The sequence below is a fragment of the Streptosporangium sp. NPDC000563 genome (assembly GCF_040299985.1).
GTDB lineage: Bacteria > Actinomycetota > Actinomycetes > Streptosporangiales > Streptosporangiaceae > Streptosporangium.
Genome location: NZ_JBEPDA010000024.1, coordinates 81,989 through 107,308, shown reverse-complemented (window position 1 = coordinate 107,308; position 25,320 = coordinate 81,989). Strand labels below are relative to the sequence as shown.

Genomic DNA, 25,320 nt, shown 5'->3' with positions numbered 1-25,320 from the left:
AACACACTGTTGAGTTCTCAAGAAACGGACGCGTACACCATCACCCTGACCCGACCAACCGGTCCGGCAGAACTCCGGGGCGTTCCATTTCGTATTTCAACCGTACAAGCCTATCAAGATTGTGTCAAATTGCTGACCGGCAGCCGTATTGTCACAAAACCTGTAAACTCGCTAGGATTCTCTCCGCCTCGCTCTCGAGGCAACCCACTGAACCAACCCTGCCATCCAGGACACAGCGAACTCAACCGGTTTTCCGGTGACCTACGCGGAGTCCGAACGCTCAGGTTCGTTCAGGTGGAGTGGCCCTGGGCCCGTCCGCCGATCGGCGTCCGGCTCGCTCCGGGGCATTGAAAAGATTATGCGCCCTTCGAAGCATCGTCAAATCAGCTGCTTCCAACAAAACCGCAGGTCAGCGCGGTTGCTTAGGAAAACCAGGAGCGTTCGCTACCGGAACGTTACTCAACAAGACGGCCGGTATCCCGGCCGGAGCCGGACGCCGACCGCTCGAGATCTTCCGCGTTGACCTGACCAAAGGCCAAAAACCAACAAAGACCGGGACAACGCGGAAGATCCACATCACACCAGTGCGCGGATGTGCGGAGGAAAAGTCAGGGCGCGAGGATCTCGACGCCGCCGACGGAACGCTTGCCACGGCGCAGCACCAGGAAGCGTCCGTGGAGCAGATCATCGGCGGACGGCACGTACGCCTCGTCGGTGACCTTGACGTTGTTGAGGTAGGCGCCCCCCTCCTTCACCGCTCGGCGCGCCTCCGACTTCGACTTGACCAGGCCACTCTCGGCGAGCAGGTCGACGAAGGACGCCCCCAGGGTGGGGACCTCCGCACGCGGCACCTCGGCGAGGGCCTCCCCCAGCGTGCGCGCCGGCAGCTCCTGCAGGGAGCCCTGGCCGAACAGGGCCGCCGAGGCGGCGATCACCGCGGCGCACTCGTCGGCACCGTGCAGCAGCGTGGTGAACTCCTCGGCGAGCGCCCGCTGCGCCTCGCGCCCGGCGGGCCGCTCGGCGGCGGCCTTCTCCAGCCCTTCGATCTCCTCACGGGACCGGAAGCTGTAGATCTTGAGGAATTTCACCACGTCACGGTCGTCCGCGTTCAGCCAGAACTGGTAGAACGCGTACGGGGAGGTCATCTCCGGGTTGAGCCAGACCGCGCCGCCTGCCGTCTTGCCGAACTTGGTCCCGTCGGCCTTGGTGATCAACGGCACGGTGAGGGCGTGCACGTGGCTGCCCGTCACCCGGCGGATGAGGTCGGTTCCCGCGGTGATGTTGCCCCACTGGTCGCTGCCACCGATCTGGAGCGTGCAGCCGTGGCGCCTGTTCAGCTCCAGGTAGTCGTTGGCCTGCAGGATCTGGTAGCTGAACTCGGTGTAGCTGAGCCCTTCTCCGCCCAGTCGGGCCGAGACCGACTCTCGGGCGAGCATCCGGTTGACCGGGAAGTGCTTGCCGACGTCGCGCAGGAAGTCGATCGCGGACATGCCCTCGGTCCAGTCGAGGTTGCTGACGAGGATCCCGGTCTTCTCGTCCGAGAAGTCAAGGAACTTCTCCACCTGGACGCGGATCCGCGCCACCCATTCGGCCACGACGTCGGAGGAGTTGAGCGAGCGCTCGGTGCTCCGTCCGCTGGGGTCGCCGATCAGGCCCGTCGCGCCGCCGACCAGGCCGATGGCCCGGTGGCCCGCCCGCTGGAGGCGGGTGAGGGTGAGCAGCGGGACCAGATTGCCGACGTGCAGGGAGGGTGCGGTCGGGTCGAAGCCGCAATAGACCGTGATCGGACCCTCGGCCATCGCCGCGCGCAGGGCGTCGATGTCGGTGGACTGCGCGATCAGGCCGCGCCAGGCGAGGTCATCCAGAATGTCGGTCACGATCCTTGCTTTCCAATGCTCGAAGGGACATTTAGCGCTCTCGTACACCCTGCCCGATCACGGCACCACCGCGCCACTCGAAACCCTTCTCGCGCCCCAGGACAGTCGGGAGAAAGGTCGGCAGGGGAGAGCATGCGCGGCCTACCGCCGGCGCGGGACATGCGGGCGGTGGGGTGAGACCGTGGGCTCGCCGTCGATCCAGAAGCGCCACGGGGTCTCCTTTCCTGACGAGACACCGGTGCGTGGCCCCGACAGGACGGACGACGCCTTGGCAGGTTCGCCCTCGATCACGGAGAGTGATCCCGGGGCGCAGGCGTCGAGCCCGTTGTGCTCGCGGGTGAATCCGAGCGCCACCGCCAGTCGCGCCGGCCCCCTGGCGAGATCGACCTCCCTGACGGGCTTGGTGCTTCCCGCGCTCCGGCGGGCCAGGGCGGTCTCCACGCCGGAGATCACCTCTCCGGCCCGCAGCAGCACACCGGAGCCGATCATCTCGGGGAGGCACGTGAGGTTGGCGCAGAAGTGCATACCGTACGTGAAATAGACGTACAGGTGACCCGGGGGGCCGAACATCACCGCGTTACGTGGCGTCCGGCCCCGGTAGGTGTGCGACGCGGGATCCTCACCCGGCAGCCCGTAGGCCTCTACCTCGGTGAGACGCAACGCGACCTGTCCGTGTACGAGCACCCGTCCCAGCAGGTCGGGGGCGACCTCGTGGGCGGGCCGGTCGAAGAAGCCGCGGGCCAGCGGCGTGTCGGACCGGTCCTCGCCCCGCATCAGCTTCCGCTCGCCCAGGCGGCCTGAGCGTCGACGATCTCCCGCAGCGCGATGAGCTGGTCGCGGACCCGGTCGGGTGCCGTACCGCCGTGCGCCTTGCGGGCCGCCAGGGCGCCGGGCACCGAGAGGACCTCACGGGAGTCGGGTGTGAAGTGCGGTGAGACCTTGGCCAGCTCCTCGTCGGTGAGCTCGCCGAAGTCCTTGTCGTTGACCTGGCACCAGACGACCAGGTGCCCGACCGCCTCGTGAGCCTCGCGGAAGGCGACCCCCCTGCGGACCAGCAGCTCGGCCAGGTCGGTGGCGAGCGCGAACCCGTCGGGGGCCGAGGCCTCCAGCTTGGCGGTGTTGACGCGCATGGTCGCGACGAGTCCGGCCATCGCGGGAAGGACCAGCAGCAGGCTGTCGACGGAGTCGAACACCGGCTCCTTGTCCTCCTGCAGGTCGCGGTTGTAGGTCAGCGGCAGGCCCTTGAGGGTCGTCAGCAGCGCCATGAGGTTGCCGATGAGACGGCCGCTCTTGCCTCGGGCCAGCTCGGCCACGTCGGGGTTCTTCTTCTGCGGCATGATCGACGAGCCGGTGGAGTAGGCGTCGTCCATCTCGATCCAGCGGAACTCCTGCGAGGCCCACAGGACGATCTCCTCGCCCAGCCGCGACAGGTGCACGCCGATCATCGCCGCGTCGAACAGGAACTCGGCGGCGAAGTCGCGGTCGGCGACCGCGTCCATCGAGTTGGGCGCGGCGGAGTCGAAACCGAGCTCTCCGGCCACGGCCCGGGGGTCGAGCGGCAGGGAGGACCCGGCCAGCGCCCCCGCTCCCAGCGGGGAGACGGCCGCGCGCCTGTCCCAGTCGCGCAGGCGATCGATGTCGCGGGCGAAGGCGTGCACGTGCGCCAGGAGCTGGTGGCCGAAGGAGACCGGCTGCGCGTGCTGCAGGTGGGTCATACCGGGGGCCGCGGTCTCCGCGTGCTCCTCGGCCTGGCTCATCAGCGCGGTCTCCAGCTCCACCAGCCTGGACACGATGTGCCTGACGTGGTCGCGGAGGTAAAGCCGTAGGTCGGTGGCGACCTGGTCGTTGCGACTGCGACCGGCCCGGAGCTTGCCTCCGAGTGTGCCGAGGCGTTCCAGCAGGCCGCGCTCCAGTGCGGTGTGGACGTCCTCGTCGGCGACGGTCGGCCGGAACTCGCCCGCCTTGCAGGCGCGCTCCAGGTCGTCCAGGGCGCCGATCATGCGCGCCAGCTCGTCGTCGCTCAGCAGGTTCGCGCGGTGCAGCACCCTGGCGTGCGCGCGCGAGGCCATCAGGTCGTACGGCACCAACCGCCAGTCGAAGTGCACGCTCACCGAGAGCCTGGTCAGCGCGTCGGCCGGACCTCCTTCGAACCGGCCGCCCCAGAGCCGCATGGGCTTGCCACCATCAGTCACCGTTGTTCTCCCTCCCAGTTCAATCCGCGACCTTAGCCCAATCGGACCGGTCGGGCGTCACGGGCGGAGGCAATCTTGGAGGGCAGGCTCCACAGCTCGACGAATCCCCTGGCGAGGGACTGGTCGAAGGTGTCGCCGGTGTCGTAGGTGGCGAGGTTGAAGTCGTACAGCGATGCCTCGGAGCGGCGCCCGGTCACGGTGGCCCGGCCGCCGTGCAGGGTCATCCTGATCTCGCCGGTGACGTGCTCCTGTGCCTCGGCGATGAAGGTGTCGAGGGCCTTCTTGAGCGGGGAGAACCAGAGGCCGTCGTAGACGAGTTCGCCCCAGCGCTGGTCCACCGACCGCTTGAAGCGGGCGAGGTCGCGTTCGACGGTGACGTTCTCCAGCTCCATGTGGGCGGTGATCAGGGCGATGGCGCCCGGCGCCTCGTAGACCTCTCGGGACTTGATGCCGACGAGCCGGTCCTCGACCATGTCGAGGCGGCCGACGCCCTGGGCGCCCGCGCGGCGGTTGAGCTCCTCGATGATCCGGAACGGGGTGAGGTGACGCCCGTCCAGCGCCACGGGGACGCCCTTGACGAAGCTGATGATGACCTCGTCCGCGTCGCGCGGCTGTGCCGGGTCGGCGGTGTAGGCGTAGATGTCCTCGATCGGGCCGTTCCAGATGTCCTCGAGGAAGCCGGTCTCGATGGCCCTGCCCCAGATGTTCTGGTCGATGGAGTACGGGTTCTTGCTGGACGTCTCGATCGGCAGGTTCTTCTTCTCGGCGTAGGCGATCGCCTTGTCCCGGGTCCACGCGTAGTCGCGGGCGGGGGCGATGACCTTGAGCTCGGGGTACAGGGCGGCCAGGCCGGCCTCGAAGCGGACCTGGTCGTTACCCTTGCCGGTGCAGCCGTGCGAGACGTGCGTGCCGCCGAACTCCTTCGCCGCCGCGGCCAGGTGCTTGACGATCAGCGGCCGCGACAGGGCGGAGACCAGGGGGTAGCGGTCCATGTAGAGGGCGTTGGCCTGCAGGGCGGGCACGCAGAAGTCGGTGGCGAACTCCTCGCGGGCGTCCACGACGACGGACTCCACGGCGCCGCAGTCGATGGCGCGCTTGCGGATGACCTCCATGTCCTCGCCGCCCTGACCGACGTCCACGGCGACCGCGACGACCTCGGCACCGGTCTTCTCGGCGAGGAAGGGAATGGCGACGGAGGTGTCGAGTCCTCCGGAGAACGCGAGTACGACCCGGTCGGTCATGATGGATATCTCCAAGATCTTGTTGGCACAGGAGTCAGATGTTGCCAGGGATGACCGCCTGAGCAGGCTAAATACGTCGGTCGGCGTGCCGCAGCAATCCCTCGGCGACAGCTGCCCCGCCCATCGGGTCGCGGCTGATGACGAGAATCGTGTCGTCTCCCGCGACGGTGCCCAGGATGGACTCCCAGTCGGCGTGGTCGATGGCGGAGGCGAGGAACTGCGCGGCGCCCGGCGGCGTACGGACGATGACCAGGTTGGCGGAGGCCTCGGCGGAGACGAGGAGTTCCTCCGCGAACCTGCTGAGCCTGGCGGCGGGTGACTCTCCGGTGCCGAGCCTGGCGAGCCCTATCCGGCCGCCGCCCTCCCCTGGCAGGGCGTAGACCAGGGAGCCGTCCTCGGCGCGCAGCTTGAGCGCGCCGAGTTCGTCCAGGTCGCGGGAGAGGGTGGCCTGGGTGACCTCGACACCGCTCTCCAGCAGGAGTTTGGCCAGTTCGGGCTGGGATCTGACCGGTTGCCGCTGCAGGAGGTCGGCGATCCGTGCCTGGCGGGCGACCTTGGTCATCGGGATCGTCACGCGGATCACCCGCCTCCGCGCGTGTCACCCGCGGGGTCGGCGTTCCGGGACCCGTCGCGGCCCGCCATCGAGACCAGCCAGTACAGCAGGGCCTTCTGGGCGTGCAGCCGGTTTTCCGCCTGGTCCCACACCAGGCTCCGCGGGCCGTCGAGGACCTCGGCGGAGATCTCCAGGTCGCGGTAGGCGGGCAGGCAGTGCAGGACGACGGCGCCGGGGGCGGCCCGGCTCATCAGCGCGGCGTTGACCTGGTACGGCATGAGGTCGGCGATCCGCTGTTCCTTGCCGTCCTGGCCCATGGAGACCCAGGTGTCGGTGGCGATCACGTCCGCGCCCGCGGCGGCCTCGGCCGGGTCGGCGAGGACGGCGACGGATCCGCCGGTCTCGGCGGCGACCTCGTCGGCCCGCCGGAGGATCTCGGCGTCCGGCAGGTATCCGGCGGGGGTGGCGATCCGCACGTGCATGCCGGCGACGGCCCCGCCGAGCAGGTAGGAGTGGGCCATGTTGTTGGCCCCGTCTCCGAAGTAGGCCAGGGTGAGCCCCGCCGTCCTGCCGAAGTGCTCCCGCACGGTCTGCAGGTCGGCGAGGATCTGGCAGGGGTGGAACTCGTCGGTGAGGGCGTTGACCACCGGCACCGAGGACGCCGAGGCCATGGCCTCGATCCTCTCCTGGCCCGAGGTGCGCCACACGATCGCGCCCACCTGGCGTTCCAGGACTCGGGCGGTGTCCTCGATCGACTCGCCCCGGCCCATCTGGGAGGATCCGGCGTCGAGGATGAGGGGGAGCCCGCCGAGCTCGCCGATACCGACCGCGAAGGAGACGCGGGTGCGGGTGGAGTGCTTGTCGAAGAGGACGGCGACGGTCTGCGGGCCCTCGAAGGGGCGGTAGGCGTAGCGGTCCTTCTTCACGGCCTCGGCCAGGTCGAGCACCTGGGCCTGCTCTGCGGGCGAGAGGTCGTCGTCCCTCAGGAAGTGCCTGACGTGCGCCTGTCCGGCGAGGTTACTGGGCATCTGCGGCCTCGTCGAGGATGGCGGGAAGGGCGGCCACGAAGGTCGCGACCTGGGCGGATGTGATCACCAGCGGGGGCGCGAGCCTTACCGCGTCGGGCTGGAGGGCGTTGACCAGGAAGCCCGCGCGCTGCGCGGCGGCCTGGACCTGGGCGGAGCGGTTGTCACTCAGCACGACGGCCCGCCACAGCCCCCGGCCGCGGACACCGGCGAGCAGCGGGTGGTCGATCGCGGCGATGCCCTCCACGAGTTCGGCGCCGAGGGTGCGGACGTGCTCCAGCAGGCCGTCCCTGTCGATGGTGTCGAGGACGGCGAGCGCGGCGGCGGCGGAGACGGGGTTTCCGCCGAAGGTGGAACCGTGGTCTCCCTGGGCGAGGACGGTGGCCGCCGCGCCGAAGCCGACGCAGGCGCCGATCGGCATGCCGCCGCCGAGGCCCTTGGCCAGGGTGAGCACGTCGGGCAGGATGCCCTCGTGCTGGTGGGCGAACCAGTGCCCGGTGCGGCCGATCGCCGACTGGATCTCGTCGGCGACGAGCAGCGCGCCGGTGGCGTCGCAGATCTCCCTCGCGGCCGTGAAGTAGCCCTCGGGCGGGGGCACGACGCCCGCTTCGCCCTGGGTGGGTTCGAGGAAGACCGCCGCGCACTCGCCGGTGACCGCGTTCTTGAGCGCGTCCGCGTCACCGTAGGGGACGAAGCGGACATCGATCGAGAACGGGCCGAACTGGTCGCGGATCGAGGGCTTGCCGGTCAGGGCGAGCGCGCCGAGAGTACGGCCGTGGAAGGCGTTCTCCGCGGCCACGAAGTAGGTGCGGCCGTTCGACTTGCCGTACTTGAGGGAGAGCTTCAGCGCGGCCTCGTTGGCCTCGGTACCGGAGTTGCTGAGGAACACCTTGGCCGGGGCTTTGAGCAGGCCGAGCAGACGCTCGGCGAGCAGCACCTCGGGCTCGTGCAGGAAGAGGTTGCTGGTGTGGGCGAGCGTGGCGACCTGGCGGGAGACGGCCTCCACCAGCGCGGGATGGGCGTGGCCGAGCGAGCTGACCGCGATGCCGCCGATCAGGTCGAGATACTCGCGGCCGTCGACGTCCCAGACCCTCGCGCCCTCGCCTCGGGCCAGCGCCAACGGGGGCACGCCGTAGTTGGCCATGAAGGCGGCCTCGAAGCGCCTGGCGAGCGCCTCTCCGGCGGGGCTTTCCTGCGTGCTCACTCGTCGTTCCCCTTCAGCTGGGCGGGGGCCTCGGGCCGCCGCCTGACCGGCTCCGGCGCGGCCGCCGCCTCGGCGGCGTCCGGCAGCACCATGGTTCCTATGCCCTCGTCGGTGAAGATCTCCAGCAGCACCGAGTGGGGCACCCTGCCGTCGAGCACGTGGGCCCGTGGCACGCCGCCCTGGACGGCGGTCAGGCACGCCTCCATCTTGGGGATCATGCCGCTGGACAGGCTCGGCAGGAGCTTCTCCAGCTCGGTGGCGGACAGCTGCTCGATGATCTCGTTCTCGTCGGTGCCGGGGCGCCAGTCGCGGTACAGGCCCTCGACGTCGGTCAGGACGATCAGCTTGGAGGCCTGGAGCGCCACGGCGAGCGCGGCGGCGGCGGTGTCGGCGTTGACGTTGTAGACGGTGCCGTCGTCGCTGCGCGCGACCGAGGAGATCACCGGGATCCGTCCGTCGTCCAGCAGCGCCCGCACGGCTCCGGCCTCGACCTTGACGATGTCGCCGACCTGGCCGATGTCGACGCCGACGCCGTCGACGACGGCGTGCTTGCGTACGGCGGTGAACAGGTGGGCGTCCTCGCCGGACATGCCGATCGCGAACGGCCCGTGCCGGTTGATCAGGCCGACCACGTCGCGGTTGACCTGGCCGACGAGGACCATCCTGACGACCTGCATGGCCTCGGGGGTGGTGACCCTGAGCCCCGCGGTGAAGGTGGACTCGATGCCGAGGAGGTCGAGCTGGGCGTTGATCTGCGGCCCTCCCCCGTGCACGATCACCGGCTTGAGCCCGGCGTAGCGCAGGAAGACGACGTCGGCGGCGAACTTCTCGCGAAGGTGCTCCTCGGTCATCGCGTTGCCGCCGTACTTGATGACGACGGTCGCGCCGTGGAAACTCGCGAGCCAGGGCAGGGCCTCGATCAGCGTGGTGGCCTTCGTCAGTGCCTCGGCGCGCCTCATGTGGAGTACGCCGAGTTCTCGTGGACGTACTCCGCGGTGAGGTCGGTGGTGTGGATCGTCGCCGAATGCGGTCCCGCCGACAGGTCGATGGTGATCGTCACCTCGCGCGGGGTGAGGTCGACCTTGGAGCGGTCGTCGCCCGCGGCGCCGCCCCTGCAGATCCAGATGCCGTTCATCGCCACGTTGAGCCTGTCGGGTTCGAACACGGCGTCGGTGGTGCCGACGGCCGACAGCACCCGGCCCCAGTTGGGGTCCTCGCCGTAGATGGCGCACTTGAAGAGGTTGGAGCGGGAAACGGCGCGGCCGACGGTGACCGCGTCGTCCTCGGAGGCGGCTCCGACGACCTCGATGGCGATCGCCTTGGAGGCGCCCTCGGCGTCCATCAGCAGCTGGCGGGCGAGGTCGGCGCAGACGGCGAGAAGCACCTGCTCGAACTCGGCGAGGTCGGGAACGACCCCGGAGGCGCCGCTGGCCAGGAGCAGCACGGTGTCGTTGGTGGACATGCAGCCGTCGGCGTCGAGGCGGTCGAAGGTGACCCGCGTCACCTTACGGAGCACCTCGTCGAGGTGCTCGGCGGGCAGGTCCGCGTCGGTGGTGATCACCGACAGCATGGTGGCGAGGCCGGGGGCGAGCATGCCCGCGCCCTTCGCCATGCCACCGACCATGTAGCCGCCCTCGCCTTTTCTGAAGGAGATCTTCGAGACGGTGTCGGTGGTGCGGATGGCGTCGGCGGCGGCCAGGCCACCGTCCCTGGCGAGCTGGGAGACCGCGAGGTCGACCCCGGCCAGCAGCGAGTCCATCGGCAGCCGCTCGCCGATCAGGCCGGTGGAACAGACCGCGATCTCCCCCGCCGAGTCTCCCAGTGCTTCGGCGACCTTCTCCGCGGTGGCGTGGGTGTCCTGGAAGCCGAGCGGCCCGGTGCAGGCGTTGGCGCCGCCGGAGTTGAGGACGACGGCGTGGACCCGGCCTCCGGCCAGCACCTGGGCGGACCACAGGACCGGCGCGGCCTTCACCCGGTTGCTGGTGAAGACCCCGGCCGCGGCGCGCGAGGGGCCGTCGTTGACGATCAGTGCCAGGTCGCGGTCGGCGCTGGACTTGATCCCGGCGTCGACACCCGACGCCCGGAAGCCGAGAGGTGCGGTCACGCTCATGGGGCGACTCCATTGAGAGGTAGGCCGAACTCTTCCGGCAGGCCGAGGGCGAGATTGGCGCTCTGGATCGCGCCTCCGGCCGTGCCCTTGGTGAGGTTGTCGATGGCGACGACGGCGACGACGCGGCCCGCGCGCTCGTCCAGGACGACCTGGAGAGCGGCGGTGTTGGCGCCGAGGGTCATCGAGGTCGCGGGCCACTGCCCCTCGGGGAGCAGCCGCAGGAACGGTTCGTCCTTGGTGGCGGTCTCGTACGCCTCGCGCAGGACCGCCGAGGTGAGGCCGGGCCTGGCGGGGGCGGTGCAGGTGGCGAGGATGCCGCGGCTCATCGGTGCCAGCACGGGGGTGAAGGAGACGGTGACCGGCTCACCCGCCAGGGGGGAGAGGTTCTGCTCCATCTCCGGGGTGTGCCGGTGGACGCCGCCGACACCGTACGCGCTGGCGGAGCCCATCACCTCGCTGCCCAGGAGGTTCGGCTTGGGCGCCCTGCCGGCCCCGCTGGTGCCGCTGGCGGCGACCACCACCACGTCGGGTCCGACGAGTCCGGCGGCGAAGGCGGGGAACATGGCCAGGGTGACGGCCGTCGGGTAGCACCCCGGCACGGCGATCCTCCGGGTGGCGCGCAGCTCCTCGCGTCGCCCCGGCAGCTCGGGCAGCCCGTAGGGCCAGGTGCCCGCGTGGACGCCACCGTAGAAGTGCTCCCAGGCGGCGGGGTCGGCGAGCCGGAAGTCGGCGCCGCAGTCGACCACGAGGGTGCCGTCGCCGAGCCGCTCGGCGACGGCGGCCGACTGCCCGTGCGGCAGGGCGAGGAAGACGAGGTCGTGGCCGCCGAGGGTCTCGGGAGTGGTCTCCAGCAGGATCCTGTCGGCCAGCGGGGCCAGGTGTGGCTGGTGGGCGCCGAGGGCGGTGCCCGCGCTTGAGGCCGCCGTCAACGCGCCGATCTCGATGCCGGGGTGGGACAGCAGCAGGCGCAGGAGCTCACCTCCGGCGTAACCGCTGGCACCCGCGATCGCCGCTCTCATCCGACCCCTCTCGGTTTCTGCATATTCATGCACTACTTCTCATGGACTTACTAGAAAGATTATGCATCTTGAAGGATTGCCATGCAAGCCCGGCGAGGGCGACGGGCTTCCAGGCTCAGAAATACCCCACCCAGGCTGAAAGATCAGAAAATCACGCTTCGCGACTTGTGAATACGGGCACGAGGCCATCGGTCATGTTTCGGCCCTGTTGCACGTACCTACCGGTCGGTATCGTGACGTTTCCGGCCCCTCGTCCTCCGGGAGTGCGAACGCATGACTGTCACCCATGACCAGCTCCAGGCCCGGCTCACCGCACCGGGGCAGCTTTTCGAGACGGAGGAGATCCTCAGCCACGGCGGGACCGTCAAAACCTGGAAGCACGCGCCCCGCGACTTCCGGGCACTTCTCGAGACGAGCAGGTTCCACGGCGACAAGGTCTTCCTGGCGTACGAGGACGAACGCATCACCTACGAGGAGCACTACCGGCTGGCCGCCACGCTCGCGCGACGCCTGGTGGACGACTACGGCGTGGTCAAGGGCGACCGGGTGGCCATCGCCATGCGCAACTACCCCGAATGGGTGATCGCCTTCTCGGCCGCGCTGGCCGCGGGGGCGATAGCCGTACCGCTCAACGCGTGGTGGACGCCGCAGGAGCTGGAGTACGGGCTTTCCGACTCGGGGGCCAAGGTGCTGATCGCCGACGGAGAACGGGCGGCCGGGCTCGCCGGGCCCGGCCCGGCGCTCATCGTGACCCGCGGCGAGACACCCGAGGGCGCCCGCTCCTTCGAGGACGTGCTGGGCGAGGTGGAGGCGGACGTGACGCCGCCACCGGTCGACCTCTCCCCCGAGGACCCGGCGACGATCTTCTACACCTCCGGCACCACCGGCCACCCCAAGGGCGCGCTCGGCAGCCACCGCAACCTCGGGCAGTCGCCGATGACCGTCGCCTACGGCATGTACCGGGGCGCGATCAGGGCGGGCAAGGATCCGGGTGAGACCTCGGGGCAGCGGCGGGTCACCCTGCTCACCGTGCCGCTCTTCCACGCCACCGGCTGCTTCGCGGTGCTGACCACCACCATGTTCAGCGGGGGTGGCCTGGTGCTGATGTACAAGTGGGACCCGGGCCGCGCGCTGGAGCTGATCGAGCGCGAGCGGATCACCGGTCTCACCGGCGTACCCACCAACGTGTGGCAGCTCCTGTCGCACCCCGACCTGGACAAGTACGACATCTCCAGCCTCAGCGGCCTCGGGTACGGCGGCGCCCCCGCACCGCCGAAACTGCTGGAGCGCATCACCGAGCAGCTGCCCAACCGCTCCTCCTCCAACGGGTACGGCATGACCGAGACCACCGCGCTCGCCATCAGCAACACCGGAGCCGACTACCTGGCCAAACCCGACAGCATCGGCCTGCCGATGGCCGTGGTCGAAGTGCGGATCGCCGACCCGGGCGGCCGCGAGGTGCCGGTCGGCGCGGTCGGCGAACTCTGCCTGCGCGGGCCGAACGTCATCCTGGGCTACTGGAACCGGCCCGAGGCCACCGCGGAGACCATCGTCGACGGGTGGCTGCACACCGGAGACCTCGCCAGGGTGGACGAGGAGGGGTTCGTGTTCATCGTGGACCGGGCCAAGGACATGGTCATCCGCGGCGGCGAGAACGTCTACTGCGCCGAGGTCGAGGCCGCACTGTTCGAACACCCGGCGGTCGAGGACGCCGCGGTGATAGGAATCCCTCACGAGGAACTGGGCGAGGAGGTCGGCGCGGTGCTCCGCCTGTCGTCCCCGGCGAGCGACGAGGAACTGCGGGCCTTCCTGCGCGAGCGGATCGCCCCCTTCAAGATCCCGGTCAGGTTCTGGGTGCGCGAGACGGAACTCCCCCGCAACCCCGGCGGCAAGATCCTCAAGACCCGCCTGCGCCAGGAGGTCCTCGACCTCTGACACACCGCTCCGCACCCGCAGGAGACCCCGGGGGGCCACATGCGGCCGGGCGTCCCGTCGTCATCGCCTTCCGCGCGCCGGAAACGGTTTTCCGACACCCCACCCCGACGGTGACCCGTTCGGAAAAATGGTTTGCCCTCGCGCAGGTCACCGTCGACACTGACTGCTCGTGCCGGAAAACGCCGATCGACCGATCAGATCCCTGCTTCGCCGTCTGGCGATGGATCTCAGCCCTCTGCGCGACTCGCGTGACTTCCGGCTGCTCTTCGGCTCCGGCGTCATCACGATGTTCGGCACCTTCCTGACACTGGTCGCGGTCCCGCTGCAGATGAAGGAGCTCACCGGCTCCTACCTGGCGGTCGGCCTGGTCAGCGTGGCCGAGTTCGTCCCGATGGTGGTGTGCGGGCTCTGGGGCGGAGCGATCGCCGACGCCCTCGACCGGCGCAAGATCATTCTCCTCACCGAGGTGGGCCTCTGCCTCACGGTCGCGATCCTGACCCTCAACGCGCTGCTGCCGAAACCACAGATCTGGGTGCTGTACGTGGTCGGCACGCTCTCGGCCGGGCTGGGCAGCCTGCAGCGGCCCAGCCTGGAGGCGCTGCTGCCGCGCGTGGTCAGGCACGACCAGCTGACCGCGGCCGCCGCCCTCAGCGCATTCCGGTGGAACCTGGGCGCCATCGTCGCCCCGGGCCTCAGCGGCCTGATCGCGGCCTGGTTCGGCGTCGCCGCCGCGTACGGCATCAACGTCGTGACCTTCCTTGCCTCCCTGGTCCTGCTCTGGATGGTCCGGGCCCAGCCGCGCTCGGAGGACAGTCCCGAAGCCTCGATCGGTTCCCTGATCGAGGGGGTCCGCTACGCCGTGGGCCGCTCCGACCTGATGGGCACCTATCTGGTCGACATCGCCGCGATGATCTTCGCGTTCTCCACCGCGCTGTATCCGTTCCTCGCCGACGAGCTGGGCGCCCCCGAGGCTCTCGGACTCTTCTTCTCCGCCTCCGCCATCGGCTCGCTGATCGCCTCGGTCACCTCCGGATGGACCGCGCACGTGCACCGGCACGGCCTCGGCGTGATCGTCGCGGCGGCCGTATGGGGGGTGGCGGTGGCGCTGGCGGCGCTGATGCCCAACGTCTGGGGCATCTTCGCCTTCCTGGCCGTGGCCGGGGCCGCCGACATGATCAGCGGTGTCTTCCGCTCGACCATCTGGAACCAGACCATCCCCGACGAGTTCCGCGGCCGTCTGGCGGGGATCGAGCTGCTCTCCTACACCAGCGGCCCGATGCTCGGCAACGCCAGGGCCGGCCTGATGGCCCAGCTCGGCGGCACCCGCTTCTCCCTGGGCGCCGGCGGGCTGCTGTGCGTCGGCGCGGTGGCCGCGATGGCCGCACTGCTGCCGAGGTTCCGCACCTATGACGCCCGCACCGACGAGCACGCGGTCAGGGAGCGCGCCCGCCGCGAGGAGGCCGCCCGCGCCTGAGACGGGCACCGGCGAACATCCTCACGGAACGCAATCCCATTGCTACTGTGAGACCATGACGGTCGACGTTCGGAGCCCTGAGATGACGGAGTCCTCACTGCCCGACTGGGCCTTCCCCCCGCCGGAGGGGTTCGTCGCAGAGGATCTCGATCGCATTCCGCAATTGCCCGCACACACAGAGTTAATTGATGGAAGCCTGGTCTTCGTGAGTCCTCAGGCTTCTTTTCACACGCGCACCATGTATCTCCTGGAGACGGGTCTTAACAGGACCATTCCAAAAGATCTTCGAGCGCGCCGGGAGATGAGCGTCGTCCTGGGCGAGCGGCAACGGCCCGAGCCCGACATCAGCGTCATCCATGCCTCCGCCGAGCACAGCTCGGAGCAGACCTTCTACCGGGCCGAAGACGTCGTGCTGGTGGTGGAGGTCATCTCCCCCGACTCCAAGGAGCGCGACCGCGACCGCAAGCCGACGCTGTACGCAGAGGCGGGCATCGCGCACTTCTGGCTGGTCGAGAACCAGTCGGGAAAGCCCGCCGTCTACGTCTACGAGCTCGACCCGGTCGCCAAGTCCTACGTTCTCACCGGCATCCACCACGACCAGCTCAAGATCTCGGCGCCGTTCGACATCGACATCGACCTGACGGACATCAACCAACTCTAAGAGGTCTGGTTTCGCACCCCGCACACCCCAAGGCGGGCTCCACCGCACTGGCCGGACATCCCCGCCCTTGGGCGGGAGCCCACAAACCGGGGCCGCGTCCCACCGGCGCCTCACCCGCTCTCGCGCCAGCCCTCATGCTCCTCGGCCAGCGCCTCCAGCCGGGCGACCCCCTCCGGCGGCAGCGCGTCGGAAGGGTCTTCGACCACCACCAGCCACTGAGCATCCTCGGCGTCGTCCTCACCCGCGAGGGTCTCCCTCACCACCTCGGGCACCCCGATCGCCGGGAACTCCCCTGCCACGATCTCAGCGACCTCCTCGGCGGCGTCACGCTCGGCGAACACCAGCAGATGCCTCATCATCCCCTCCTCCGGGGAAGCTCTTCTCCGCTCCGGGCGGGCGATCCGCCCTGAACGACCGACGGGTATGCCATCGCCACATCCCGAGAAACAGACGTCCCGGCCCGATACGGCGAAAAAGGGGCCCGGGACACGTCCCGAGCCCCTTTCGAGGCGGTCAGGCTCCGCGCTGTCGCGCCCCGGTGCGCTCCCCCGCCAGAACCACGGCCGCGTCACGGGCCGCGGTGGTCTCCTCCACGGTGAGCGTCCGGTCGGACGCCCGGAAGCGCAGCGAGTAGGCGAGGGACTTTCCGCCCTCGCCGACCTGGGCGCCGGTGTAGACGTCGAACAGCCGGATCGACTCCAGCAGCGGGCCCGCGCCCTCGCGCAGCGCCGCCTCCACCGCGGCCACCGGGGTCGCCGCGTCGACGATGAGCGCGACGTCCTGGCTCGCGACGGGGTAGGCGGAGATCGCCGGAGCCTGCGGCGAACCGGCGGCGAGCGACTCCAGCCGGGTCAGCTCCAGCTCCATCGCGCAGGTGCGCGGCGGCAGGCCGTACGCCTCGACGACGCGCGGGTGCAGCTCACCGGCGTGACCGACGAGCACGTCACCGGCGTACAGCGCGGCGCAACGACCAGGGTGCCAGGGTTCGTGCCGGTCCGCGCGGACCTCAAGGGCGACGCCGGCCTCCGCGGCCACCACGCGGGCCGCCTCGACGGCGTCCGCCCAGCCGGCCGGGCGTCCCTTGCCCCACCAGCCGGACGGCTCGAACTCCCCGGCCAGCACGACCCCGACCCGAAGCGGCTGGGCGGGCAGCGCGGACTCGATCGAGGCGAGCTCCTCCGGGCTCGGCCTGCGGTCGACGCCCAGCACGGGAGCGACGGAGGGCACGTCGGACGAGGGCCGGTAGACCAGACCCGCCTCGAACAGCGCCACGTCGCCGAACCCCCGGCCCACGTTGCGTACCAGCGTCTTGAGCAGGCCGGGCAGCAGGGTCGTCCGCATCAGCGGCTCGTCCTCGCTGAGCGGGTTGGCCAGCCTTACGGCCACGCGGCGCGCGTCGTCGGCGGGCAGCTGCAGGTTGTCCAGATCGTGCTCCCCGGTGAAGGGGTAGGCGAGGATCTCGACGTATCCCGCGGCGGCCAGGGCGCGGCCCACCCTGCGGCGCAGGCGCTGGCTCTCACTGAGACCGGCGCCCGCGGGGGCGGCGGGCAGGATCGAGGGCAGGTTCTCGTAGCCCTCCAGCCTGATGACCTCCTCGGCGAGGTCGTTCGGGTCGGTCAGGTCGGGCCGCCACGAGGGTGGGGTGACCGCCAGCATGTCGTCACCGGTGACCGCGAGTTTCGCGGCGATTCCGGCGGAGGCCGGGTCGCCCGTGGCGGCGGTGCCGCCTGCCGTACCACTCGTCACCGATCCGGTCGCGGTGGCGGAGCTCTCCACCGTGCAGCCGACCTGCTCCAGGCGGCGGATCACCGTCTCGCGGTCGTAGGCGGTGCCCGCGACCCTGCCCGGGTAGCCGCTCGGGACGGCGATGTGGACCGGTTCGACCTCCACCTCGGCGTGGGTGACGCCCGGCTGGATCGTACCGCCGCCGAGCTCGGCCAGCAGCTCGGCCGCACGCCAGGAGGCGTACAGCGGTAGCTCCCTGTCGACGCCCCGCTCGAAGCGCTTGGATGCCTCGCTCACCAGGTTGTGCCGGCGCGACATGCGCGCGGTGCCGCTGGCGGAGAAGTGGGCCGCCTCGATCACGATGTCGGTGGAGGTGTCGGAGATCTCGGTGTGCAGGCCGCCCATGGTGCCGGCCATCGAGATCGCGCCCGACCCGTCGGTGATCAGGATGTCGTCCGGGTGGAGCTTTCGGACCACGTGGTCCAGCGTCTCCAGCGTCTCGTCCGGCTCGGCCCTGCGCACCACGATCTCGCCGGTCAGCTTGGCCGCGTCGAAGGCGTGCAGCGGCTGGCCCATCTCCAGCATGACGTAGTTGGTGACGTCGACGGCGAGCGAGACCGGGCGCATACCGGCACGGGAGAGCCGGGCGCGCATCCACAGAGGACTCGGCGCCGACGGGTCGAACCCACGGATCTCACGAAGCACGAAGCGGTCGCAGGCCGACGGGTCGGCGATCGAGGCCGGATAGGACGGGGCCGACGCGGCGGGCGGGGAGACGTCGGCGGGGTCGATGAACGCCGAGTCGAAGGCGGTGGCGGCCTCGCGGGCCACACCCCTGATCGAGAGGGCGTAGCCGATGTCCGGAGTGATCTCCAGCTCGAGCACGTCGTCACGCAGGCCGAGCAGCTCGACCACGTCCGCGCCGATCGGGGTGCCGGCGGGCAGCACGAGGATGCCGGGTGAGGAGTCGGCCATGCCGAGCTCCGCCTCCGAGCAGATCATGCCGTCGGACAGGCGCCCATAGGTCTTGCGCGAGGCGATCTCGAATCCGCCGGGCAGCACGGCGCCGGGCAGCGCGACCGGAACGCGGTCGCCGGCCTCGAAGTTGGTCGCGCCGCAGACGATCTCACGTGGCGCGGCCTCGCCCACCTCGACCTGACAGTGGCGGATGGGCTTCTTGAAACCCTCCAGCGTCTCGAAGGAGATCACCTCGCCCACGACGACGTTCTTGATGTCGTGACCGTAGGAGGTGACGGATTCGAGCTTGAGCCCGGCGGCGGTGAGCTTCTCGGCGATCTCGTGCGCCGTGACGGCGGGGAGATCGACATACTCCCGCAGCCATGAAAGCGGGACCTTCATCAGATCTCCATTCCGAAGGGAAGCGTGAAGCGGACGTCTCCCTCGACCATGTCGCGCATGTCCTCGACGTTGTGACGGAACATCAGGGTGCGCTCGACGCCCATGCCGAAGGCGAAGCCGCTGTAGCGGGCGGGGTCGACGCCGCAGGCGACGAGCACCCGCGGGTTGACCATGCCGCAGCCGCCCCACTCGATCCAGCCCTCCGACTTGCAGGTGCGGCAGTACGGGTTGCCCGGCAGCGCGGAGGCGCCGCGGCAGACGAAGCACTTCAGGTCCATCTCGGCGGAAGGCTCGGTGAACGGGAAGTAGTTGGGCCGGAAGCGGGTGGTGATGCCCTCACCGAACATCACCTCGGCGAACCGGTCGAGGGTGCCCTTGAGGTGGGCCATGGTCAGGCCCTCGTCGATCGCCAGCCCCTCGACCTGATGGAAGACCGGGGTGTGGGTGGCGTCGAGCTCGTCGGTGCGGAACACCTTGCCCGGCGAGATCACGTAGACCGGGAGCTCCCGGGTGAGCAGCGCGCGGATCTGGACGGGAGAGGTCTGGGTGCGCAGCACCTTGCCGGAGTCGACGGACTCCACGAAGAAGGTGTCGTGCTCCGAGCGCGCCGGGTGGTCGGGAGAGATGTTCAGCGCGTCGAAGTTGAACCACTCCCCCTCCAGCTCGGGCCCCTCCGCCACCTCGTAGCCCATCGCGACGAAGGCGTCGGCGATGCGCTCCTGAAGGGTGGTGAGCGGATGCCTGGCGCCGCGGGGGGCGCGGGTGGAGGGCAGCGTGACGTCGACGGTCTCCTCGACGAGGACCCGCTCGTCGCGCTCGGCCTCCAGCTGTGCCTGCCGCTCGGCGAGGGCGTCGGCGACCGCCCGGCGGGCGCCGCCGATGCGCTTGCCCGCCTCGGAACGGGCCGCCGGAGGCAGTGCGCCGATCTCACGGTTGGCCAGGGCGATCGGCGAGCGGTCACCGGCGTGCGCGAGGCGCACCTGCTTGAGTTCTTCGAGGTCGCGCGCCGCCTTGATGGCGTCGAGCGCTTCGGCCTGCATGCGCGCCATCTCGTCGGCGTGCAGCGGGGTCACCTCGACCGGGTCGTAGTTTGACAAGAGAGAGCTCCGAATCCAGGGCTTGAGCGGCCATGAGTCTAGTCGGGTAAGCCCACCGGGCCGACATTCGCGATCAGGCGAAGTCGGGGGTGCCGGTGGGCACCATAAATCGAAACTCGGCGCCGCCCTCGGGCCCGCGCTGCACGGAGATGGTGCCGCCGTGAGCCTCGATCAGCCCCTTGACGATGAACAGGCCGAGCCCGGTGCCGCCCCGGCGGCGGGCGTTGCCCCGCCAGAACTGCCGGAAGACGCGCGTGACCAGCTCGGGCGGGATGCCCTCCCCCTGGTCGCGGACGGACACGCTCACTCCCCATTCACTCGGCTCGACGACTATTGTCACCGTACCGCGCCCGTGCCGCACCGCGTTTTCCATCAGGTTGGCGAGCACCTGATCGATCTTGTCCTGGTCGAGCCAGGTCTCGGGCAGCTCACCGCGCACCTGGAGCACGAAGCGGTCCTCCGGCTCGCCCGCGGCCACCCGGCCCGCGATGATCCTGGAGATCCTGGCCGGGACGTCGACCACCTGGCGGTGGATCTCCAGCCGCCCCGACTCGATGCGCGACACGTCGAGCAACTCGGTGATCAGCCGGGTCACCCGGTCGGCGTCGGCGTTGACGGTCTCCAGCATGACGAGCTTCTGATCGTCGGTGAAGCGGGTCCACTTGGCCAGCAGGGTCGCGGTGAACCCCTTGACGCTGGTCAGCGGGGAGCGGAGCTCGTGGGCGACGGTGGAGACCAGGTCGGCGCGGCTGCGCTCCAGGCGGGCGCGGGCCCCGGCGTCGCGCAACGTGATGACCACCCGGACGACCGCGCCACCCCGCCTGGGCTCGCGCACCAGCCGGGCGGCCACCAGCAGCTCCTGGCCGCCGGAGGTGCGCAGCGGCAGCTCGGGCTGGCGGGCCCGGCTGGACAGGCCGCCGTAGGGGTCGAACCACTTCCACCAGTCGCGCCCGTCGTGGTCGTGGAAGGAGAACACGTCGCGCAGGTGCCGCCCCGCGGCCCGCTCGCGGGTGACGCCGGTCAGGCGGGCCGCGGACCGGTTGACGGTGAGCACGCGGCCGTCACCGTCGGTCACCACGAGGCCGTCGGGAAGCTCGTCGACGTCGATCACAGAAGCGGCCTCGGTGCTCCGCTCACCGGTGTGTTCGCCGTGCACGACCCCGCCTCCTCGACGCTACATCGCCGACAATAGCGGGTTTCTCACGCCGTACGGCAGCCTCGCCGGGCGGGCGGCGTCACCCGGGGCCGGGGCCGGTGCGCTGAGAACGGGCAGATGCGTACAGACAGACCGCGGCGGCGGTCGCGAGGTTCAGGCTCTCCGCCCGCCCGTAGATGGGAACCCGGACGACCTCGTCCGCCAGCTTCAGGATCTCCTCGGGGAGCCCCCACGCCTCGTTACCGAAGATCCAGGCCGTCGGGCCTGACAGGTCCACGTCGTCCAGGGTCTGCCTGCCCGCGCCGTCGGCGGCGAGCACCCGCAGCCCGGCCCCCTTCAGGTGCTCCACCGCCCGCGCCACCGGGACGCCCGTGGTGACGGGGAGGTGGAACAGGCTGCCGGCGCTCGCCCGCACGCACTTGCCGTTGTAGGGGTCGACCGAGGCGTCGGTGAAAAGGACGGAGTCGGCGCCCGCGGCGTCGGCCGTACGCAGCACGGTGCCCGCGTTGCCGGGATCACGGACGTGGGCCAGCACCGCCACCAGGGTGGAGCCGGAGACGACGGAGGTGTCCAGAGGCACGTGCACGAAGCGGCACACGGCCAGCAACCCCTGGGGGGTGACGGTCTGGGCCAGTTCGGCCATCACCTCGCCACTGGCCCGATGTACGGGCACCCCCGCGGCGGTGGCGGCGGCGACGACGTCGGCGTGGCGCGACTCGGCCTCGGCCGTGGCGAACAGCTCCACCACGACCCCGTCCAGCGCCAGCGCCTCGCGGACCGCCTGCGGCCCCTCTGCCAGGAAGGAACGGTCGCGGTCCCTGAAGGCCCGCTTCGTCAGCCTCCGCGCGGCCTTGACCCGCGGTGACTTGATGTTGGTCAGCTCAGACCCGGCCATGCCCGTCCCCCAAGAATGCGAATGCGGCCCGCAGCGATGACGCTGCGGGCCGCACGGTCGTCAGTGCCTCGCTCAGCCGGCGACCGGCGCGTTCACGTCGGCGGGGAGCGCCTTCTTGGCGGCCTCCACCAGCGTCGCGAACGTGGCGGCGTCGTTGACCGCGAGGTCAGCGAGGATCTTGCGGTCGACCTCGATGGAGGCGAGCCGCAGGCCCTGGATGAGCCTGTTGTAGGTGATGCCGTTCTGGCGGGCAGCGGCGTTGATGCGCTGGATCCAGAGACGGCGGAAGGTGCCCTTGCGGTCCTTGCGGTCGCGGTAGGCGTACGTCATCGAGTGGAGCATCTGCTCCTTGGCCTTGCGGTACAGCCTGGATCGCTGACCCCGGTAGCCCTTCGCCCGCTCGAGAACGACCTTGCGCTTCTTCTTGGCGTTGATCGCCCGCTTCACGCGTGCCATGTGTATCTATCTCCCCGGGGGCGGTTACTTAGCGAGCAGCTTCTTGATCTTCTTGGAGTCGGCCTCGGAGAGCACGACCTCGGGCTTGAGACGACGCGTCAAGGTGGACGGCTTGTGCTCGTTGTAGTGCGCACGGTTGGCGCGGCGGCGCACAAGCTTGCCGGAACCCGTGAGCCTGAACCGCTTCTTCGCACCGCTGTGCGTCTTCATCTTCGGCATCTCAGCCGTCTCTCCCTCGATCGTGCCGATGTCCCGGGCCGGTAACCCAAGTCAAGGGCGTGCCTGACTACGAGACCGGACCCGGTCTCGGACTGATCTCGCGACTACCTGACGATCCAGGCTATGCGAGTTACTCCTGCGGAGCCGCCACCGCTCCGTTGACGGACACCTCGTCGTTGACGCGCGTCCCGTCCGCGGCCGATGACGCGTCCCCCGAAGGGTTCTCGTCATGTCGCGCCTTGGCGGCGGCCTTCTCGGCCTTGGCCTCGGCCTTCTTCTTGTGCGGCCCGATCACCATGATCATGTTTCGACCGTCCTGCTTGGGCTGGGACTCGACGAAGCCGAGCTCCGTCACGTCCTCCGCCAGCCGCTGCAGGAGCCGGAAGCCCAGCTCGGGCCGGGACTGCTCCCGCCCGCGGAACATGATGGTGACCTTGACCTTGTCGCCGGCCTTGAGGAACCGCACCACGTGACCCTTCTTGGTCTCGTAGTCGTGCGGATCGATCTTCGGCCGAAGCTTGATCTCCTTGATGATGGTGTACGCCTGGTTACGGCGCGCCTCACGTGCCTTCATCGCGGACTCGTACTTGAACTTGCCGTAGTCCATGAGCTTGCACACTGGCGGGCGAGCCGTTGCCGCGACCTCGACCAGGTCGAGGTCGGATTCTTGAGCCAGCTTCAAGGCGTCGCCAATGGAGACGATGCCCACCTGCTCGCCGTTCGGGCCGACGAGGCGGACCTCGGGCACGCGAATGCGGTCATTGATGCGGGGCTCGGCGCTGATGGGGCCTCCTAGGTTGCGATCCGCGGCCGTCCGGGAGGAGGCCGCAACATGCTCGATCGTGCCGGGAGGTCGTAGAACGCACACCCTGTCGAGGGCGTTCGAACGCAAGATGCCCCGCACGTCACGCATGCGGGGCCACATGAACTCGAAGGCTTCACGCCGTAAGCTCTGCCGGAGGTTTAACCCCGGTTGTGATCCTGACCTGTCAACCTTGCGGCCGACGAGGTGGGAGGATGACCTCCGCTTGCGCGTCCAGCAGGCACGCCGGACCGATCGAGTCGTTACTCTACCACAACAGCTCGCTCACACAGAATCATCCCGGCCCCGCGAGCGATCACTCCGCCGGGGCGGCACGCCTGACGATCTCGGCCTTACCCGCCTCGCGCATCGCCTCCACCGGCACGTCCGCGCGGCCGGTCATCATCTCGACCTGCCGGACCGCCTGGTGCAGGAGCATCGGGAAACCACCGACGACGATCCCGCCCCGCTCGGCCACGGCCGCGGCCAGGCGGGTGGGCCAGGGCGCGTAGACCACGTCGAAGAGAGCGGGAACGCCCGCCAACGTCCCGGCGAAGTCGTCGGCCACCCCGGAGGGCAGGGTCGAGACGACCAGGTCGACCTCGGTCGCGGTGTCGAGCTTGTCGAGGGTCCGCACCGACAGGTCCATGCCCAGCCGCTCGGCCACCCGGGTGGTATCCCCCGCCCTGGCGGGGTCGCGGACCACGAGGATCGCCTCGTCCAGGCCCAGTTCGCGCAGGGCGGCGAGCGCGGATGCCGCCGTCGCCCCGCCGCCCAGGACGGTCGCCGCACGTGGCGGGGCCACGCCCGCCTCGGCGAGCGCCTGGACGATGCCGTACACGTCGGTGTTGTCCCCGTGCCGGACACCGTCGCGCAGGATCACGGTGTTGGCTCCGCCCACCTGGAGCGCGAGCTCGGAGACGGTGTCGAGCAGCGGCAGCACGGCCCGCTTGAGCGGCATCGTGAGCGAGAGCCCCGCCCAGTCGCCCTCCAGGCCGGCGAGGAGGGCGGGGAGGGCTGCCTCGTCGCACTCGATCGCCTCGTAGCGCCAGTCGTGCAACCCCATGCCCTCGTAGGCGGCGCGGTGCAGGTGAGGGGAGAGCGAGTGGACGATCGGCGACCCCAGGACCGCCGCCCTCAGCACCCGTTCACCTTGTTCCTCTCGTACTCGGCCTTGAGCACGAAGAAGTCGGACTCCGCCGAGGCGAACTTGGTGACACGCTTCGCCGGGCAGGTGGTCACGAACCAGACCCAGTCGCCCTTGGTGGGGTTGAGCGCGGCCTGGATCGCCTCGTCTCCCGGGTTGGCGATCGGGCCGGGGGGCAGCCCCAGGTGCTTGTAGGTGTTGTAGGGCGATTCGCTCTCAAGATCCTTGTGGGAGGCCTCGATGTTGTACTTGTTCAGCGCGTACATCACCGTGCTGTCCATCTCCAGCTTGCGGGGCGGGTTGCCGTCGAGCCGGTTGTAGATGACGCGGGCGACCTTGCCCATGTCCTCCTTGGTGCCCGACTCGGCCTGGACGATGCTGGCGATCGTCATGATCTCGTGCGGGGTGTGCCCGAGAGCCTTCGCCTTGCCCCGCAGGTCGTCCTTGTCGGCGGTCTGGTTGAAGCGGTCGACCATCTTGGTCAGGATCTCCGAGGCCGTCATCTTGGGCGTGATCTCGTAGGTGGCCGGGAAGGCGTATCCCTCCAGCTTGCCCCTGGAGTAGGAGGGCAGGCCGAGCTCGCGGGTGTTTCTCGCGGCCTGCTGGAACTCCCGCAGCGGCTTGCCCGTCTGCTTGGCGAGCTGCTCAAGGGTGTCGCTCACGCGCAGTCCCTCCTTGAGGGTCACCCTCTCCCTCAGCCGCTTGTCCGGGTCGAGGAGCTTGACGGCCTCGGCGGCCGCCATCTGCTTGCGCATGGTGTATTCGCCCGGTTGCAGGGAGGAGGTCTTGCCCGCGGCGGCGACGGCGTTGACGAATGCCTTCACGCTCTTCACCACCCCCTGCTCCTCCAGGGTCTGGGCGATGTCGGAGGCGCTGTCGCCGTCCTTGATCTCCACGACGACCTCACCGGTGCCCTGACCGGCATAGTCGTCGGGGGTCATCACGTCGCGGACCCAGGTGTAGCCGTAGAAGCCGGCGGCGCCGACTCCGCCGATCAGGACGATGATCGCGAGCATGGGGGCGAGGAAGCCGCCCCGGTTGCGACGACGCTTCCTGCGGCGGCCCCGGCGGCCCGAGTCGCGGCCGGAGGACGCGTTGGAACCTCGGCGCGACCGACCTTCGTCGTCGGAGCCGACCAGGAAGTCCATATCGAGATCGTTCATAGAGGCGCTG

At 69.8% G+C, this 25,320-nt stretch carries 23 protein-coding genes; 3 read left to right on the top strand and 20 right to left on the bottom strand.

What is annotated here, in order from left to right:
* Positions 1–608: 608 nt before the first annotated feature.
* The 10 genes from tyrS to argC all read right to left on the bottom strand — a co-directional run bounded on the left by tyrS (position 609) and on the right by argC (position 11,221).
* Entirely contained in the window at positions 609–1,877 is a 1,269-nt protein-coding gene (gene tyrS, locus ABT352_RS34425; protein ID WP_350949190.1) for a tyrosine--tRNA ligase, read from the bottom strand.
* Positions 1,878–2,018: 141 nt separating this feature from the next.
* A complete protein-coding gene (locus ABT352_RS34420) occupies positions 2,019–2,651 on the bottom strand; it encodes a DNA-3-methyladenine glycosylase (RefSeq protein WP_350949189.1) in 633 nt (210 codons plus the stop codon).
* A complete protein-coding gene (argH, locus tag ABT352_RS34415; protein ID WP_350949196.1) occupies positions 2,651–4,048 on the bottom strand; it encodes an argininosuccinate lyase in 1,398 nt (465 codons plus the stop codon). Before argH ends, ABT352_RS34420 begins: the two co-directional genes overlap by 1 nt.
* 53 nt (positions 4,049–4,101) lie before the next feature.
* Positions 4,102–5,310 carry an argininosuccinate synthase gene (locus ABT352_RS34410; RefSeq protein ID WP_350949188.1) on the bottom strand — a complete coding sequence of 403 codons (1,209 nt, stop codon included), beginning with the start codon at positions 5,308–5,310 and terminating at the stop codon, positions 4,102–4,104.
* Between the two features lie 67 nt (positions 5,311–5,377).
* Complete coding sequence (locus ABT352_RS34405; protein WP_350949187.1) at positions 5,378–5,884, bottom strand: arginine repressor; 507 nt, start codon at positions 5,882–5,884, stop codon at positions 5,378–5,380.
* A 5-nt stretch (positions 5,885–5,889) separates the two neighbouring features.
* Positions 5,890–6,891, bottom strand: a complete 1,002-nt coding sequence (gene argF, locus ABT352_RS34400; protein WP_350949186.1) for an ornithine carbamoyltransferase — start codon at positions 6,889–6,891, stop codon at positions 5,890–5,892.
* The gene (locus ABT352_RS34395; protein ID WP_350949195.1) at positions 6,881–8,032 is read right to left on the bottom strand and encodes an acetylornithine transaminase; all 1,152 of its coding nucleotides are present in this window, start codon (positions 8,030–8,032) and stop codon (positions 6,881–6,883) included. The genes argF and ABT352_RS34395 overlap by 11 nt, the downstream gene beginning before the upstream one ends.
* Positions 8,033–8,088: 56 nt before the next feature.
* Positions 8,089–9,051: an acetylglutamate kinase gene (argB, locus tag ABT352_RS34390; RefSeq protein ID WP_350949185.1), complete on the bottom strand. Its 963-nt coding sequence runs from the start codon at positions 9,049–9,051 to the stop codon at positions 8,089–8,091.
* Positions 9,048–10,202, bottom strand: a complete 1,155-nt coding sequence (gene argJ / locus ABT352_RS34385) for a bifunctional glutamate N-acetyltransferase/amino-acid acetyltransferase ArgJ (protein WP_350949184.1) — start codon at positions 10,200–10,202, stop codon at positions 9,048–9,050. The genes argB and argJ overlap by 4 nt, the downstream gene beginning before the upstream one ends.
* Positions 10,199–11,221, bottom strand: coding sequence for an N-acetyl-gamma-glutamyl-phosphate reductase (gene argC, locus ABT352_RS34380; RefSeq protein WP_350949183.1), 1,023 nt, complete (start codon positions 11,219–11,221; stop codon positions 10,199–10,201). Before argC ends, argJ begins: the two co-directional genes overlap by 4 nt.
* Before the next feature lie 273 nt (positions 11,222–11,494).
* Between argC and ABT352_RS34375 the strand changes: the two genes are divergently transcribed.
* The 3 genes from ABT352_RS34375 (at position 11,495) to ABT352_RS34365 (ending at position 15,291) form a co-directional block, all read left to right on the top strand.
* Positions 11,495–13,156, top strand: coding sequence for a class I adenylate-forming enzyme family protein (locus tag ABT352_RS34375; RefSeq protein ID WP_350949182.1), 1,662 nt, complete (start codon positions 11,495–11,497; stop codon positions 13,154–13,156).
* A gap of 220 nt (positions 13,157–13,376) precedes the next feature.
* Positions 13,377–14,630: an MFS transporter gene (locus ABT352_RS34370; protein ID WP_350949181.1), complete on the top strand. Its 1,254-nt coding sequence runs from the start codon at positions 13,377–13,379 to the stop codon at positions 14,628–14,630.
* Positions 14,563–15,291: a Uma2 family endonuclease gene (locus ABT352_RS34365; RefSeq protein ID WP_350949180.1), complete on the top strand. Its 729-nt coding sequence runs from the start codon at positions 14,563–14,565 to the stop codon at positions 15,289–15,291. The genes ABT352_RS34370 and ABT352_RS34365 overlap by 68 nt, the downstream gene beginning before the upstream one ends.
* A 110-nt stretch (positions 15,292–15,401) precedes the next feature.
* On the opposite strand, the gene ABT352_RS34360 is transcribed toward ABT352_RS34365, so the two are convergent.
* The 10 genes from ABT352_RS34360 to mltG all read right to left on the bottom strand — a co-directional run bounded on the left by ABT352_RS34360 (position 15,402) and on the right by mltG (position 25,310).
* Entirely contained in the window at positions 15,402–15,647 is a 246-nt protein-coding gene (locus tag ABT352_RS34360; RefSeq protein ID WP_350949179.1) for a hypothetical protein, read from the bottom strand.
* Positions 15,648–15,804: 157 nt separating this feature from the next.
* Entirely contained in the window at positions 15,805–18,375 is a 2,571-nt protein-coding gene (locus tag ABT352_RS34355) for a phenylalanine--tRNA ligase subunit beta (RefSeq protein ID WP_350949178.1), read from the bottom strand.
* Positions 18,375–19,424, bottom strand: a complete 1,050-nt coding sequence (gene pheS, locus ABT352_RS34350; RefSeq protein ID WP_350949194.1) for a phenylalanine--tRNA ligase subunit alpha — start codon at positions 19,422–19,424, stop codon at positions 18,375–18,377. Before pheS ends, ABT352_RS34355 begins: the two co-directional genes overlap by 1 nt.
* A gap of 121 nt (positions 19,425–19,545) precedes the next feature.
* Positions 19,546–20,628 (bottom strand): sensor histidine kinase, encoded by a 1,083-nt coding sequence (locus ABT352_RS34345; protein WP_350949177.1) that lies wholly within the window; start codon positions 20,626–20,628, stop codon positions 19,546–19,548.
* 79 nt (positions 20,629–20,707) lie between these two features.
* Complete coding sequence (locus tag ABT352_RS34340; RefSeq protein ID WP_350949176.1) at positions 20,708–21,523, bottom strand: TrmH family RNA methyltransferase; 816 nt, start codon at positions 21,521–21,523, stop codon at positions 20,708–20,710.
* A 72-nt stretch (positions 21,524–21,595) separates the two neighbouring features.
* Positions 21,596–21,979: a 50S ribosomal protein L20 gene (gene rplT / locus ABT352_RS34335; protein WP_012892552.1), complete on the bottom strand. Its 384-nt coding sequence runs from the start codon at positions 21,977–21,979 to the stop codon at positions 21,596–21,598.
* A 24-nt stretch (positions 21,980–22,003) separates the two neighbouring features.
* The gene (gene rpmI / locus ABT352_RS34330; protein ID WP_350949175.1) at positions 22,004–22,198 is read right to left on the bottom strand and encodes a 50S ribosomal protein L35; all 195 of its coding nucleotides are present in this window, start codon (positions 22,196–22,198) and stop codon (positions 22,004–22,006) included.
* A gap of 130 nt (positions 22,199–22,328) precedes the next feature.
* Entirely contained in the window at positions 22,329–22,946 is a 618-nt protein-coding gene (gene infC / locus ABT352_RS34325; RefSeq protein WP_502992920.1) for a translation initiation factor IF-3, read from the bottom strand.
* 370 nt (positions 22,947–23,316) lie between these two features.
* A complete protein-coding gene (locus tag ABT352_RS34320; protein WP_350949192.1) occupies positions 23,317–24,141 on the bottom strand; it encodes a shikimate dehydrogenase in 825 nt (274 codons plus the stop codon).
* Positions 24,138–25,310: an endolytic transglycosylase MltG gene (gene mltG / locus ABT352_RS34315; protein ID WP_350949174.1), complete on the bottom strand. Its 1,173-nt coding sequence runs from the start codon at positions 25,308–25,310 to the stop codon at positions 24,138–24,140. The genes ABT352_RS34320 and mltG overlap by 4 nt, the downstream gene beginning before the upstream one ends.
* Between the last annotated feature and the right edge of the window lie 10 nt (positions 25,311–25,320).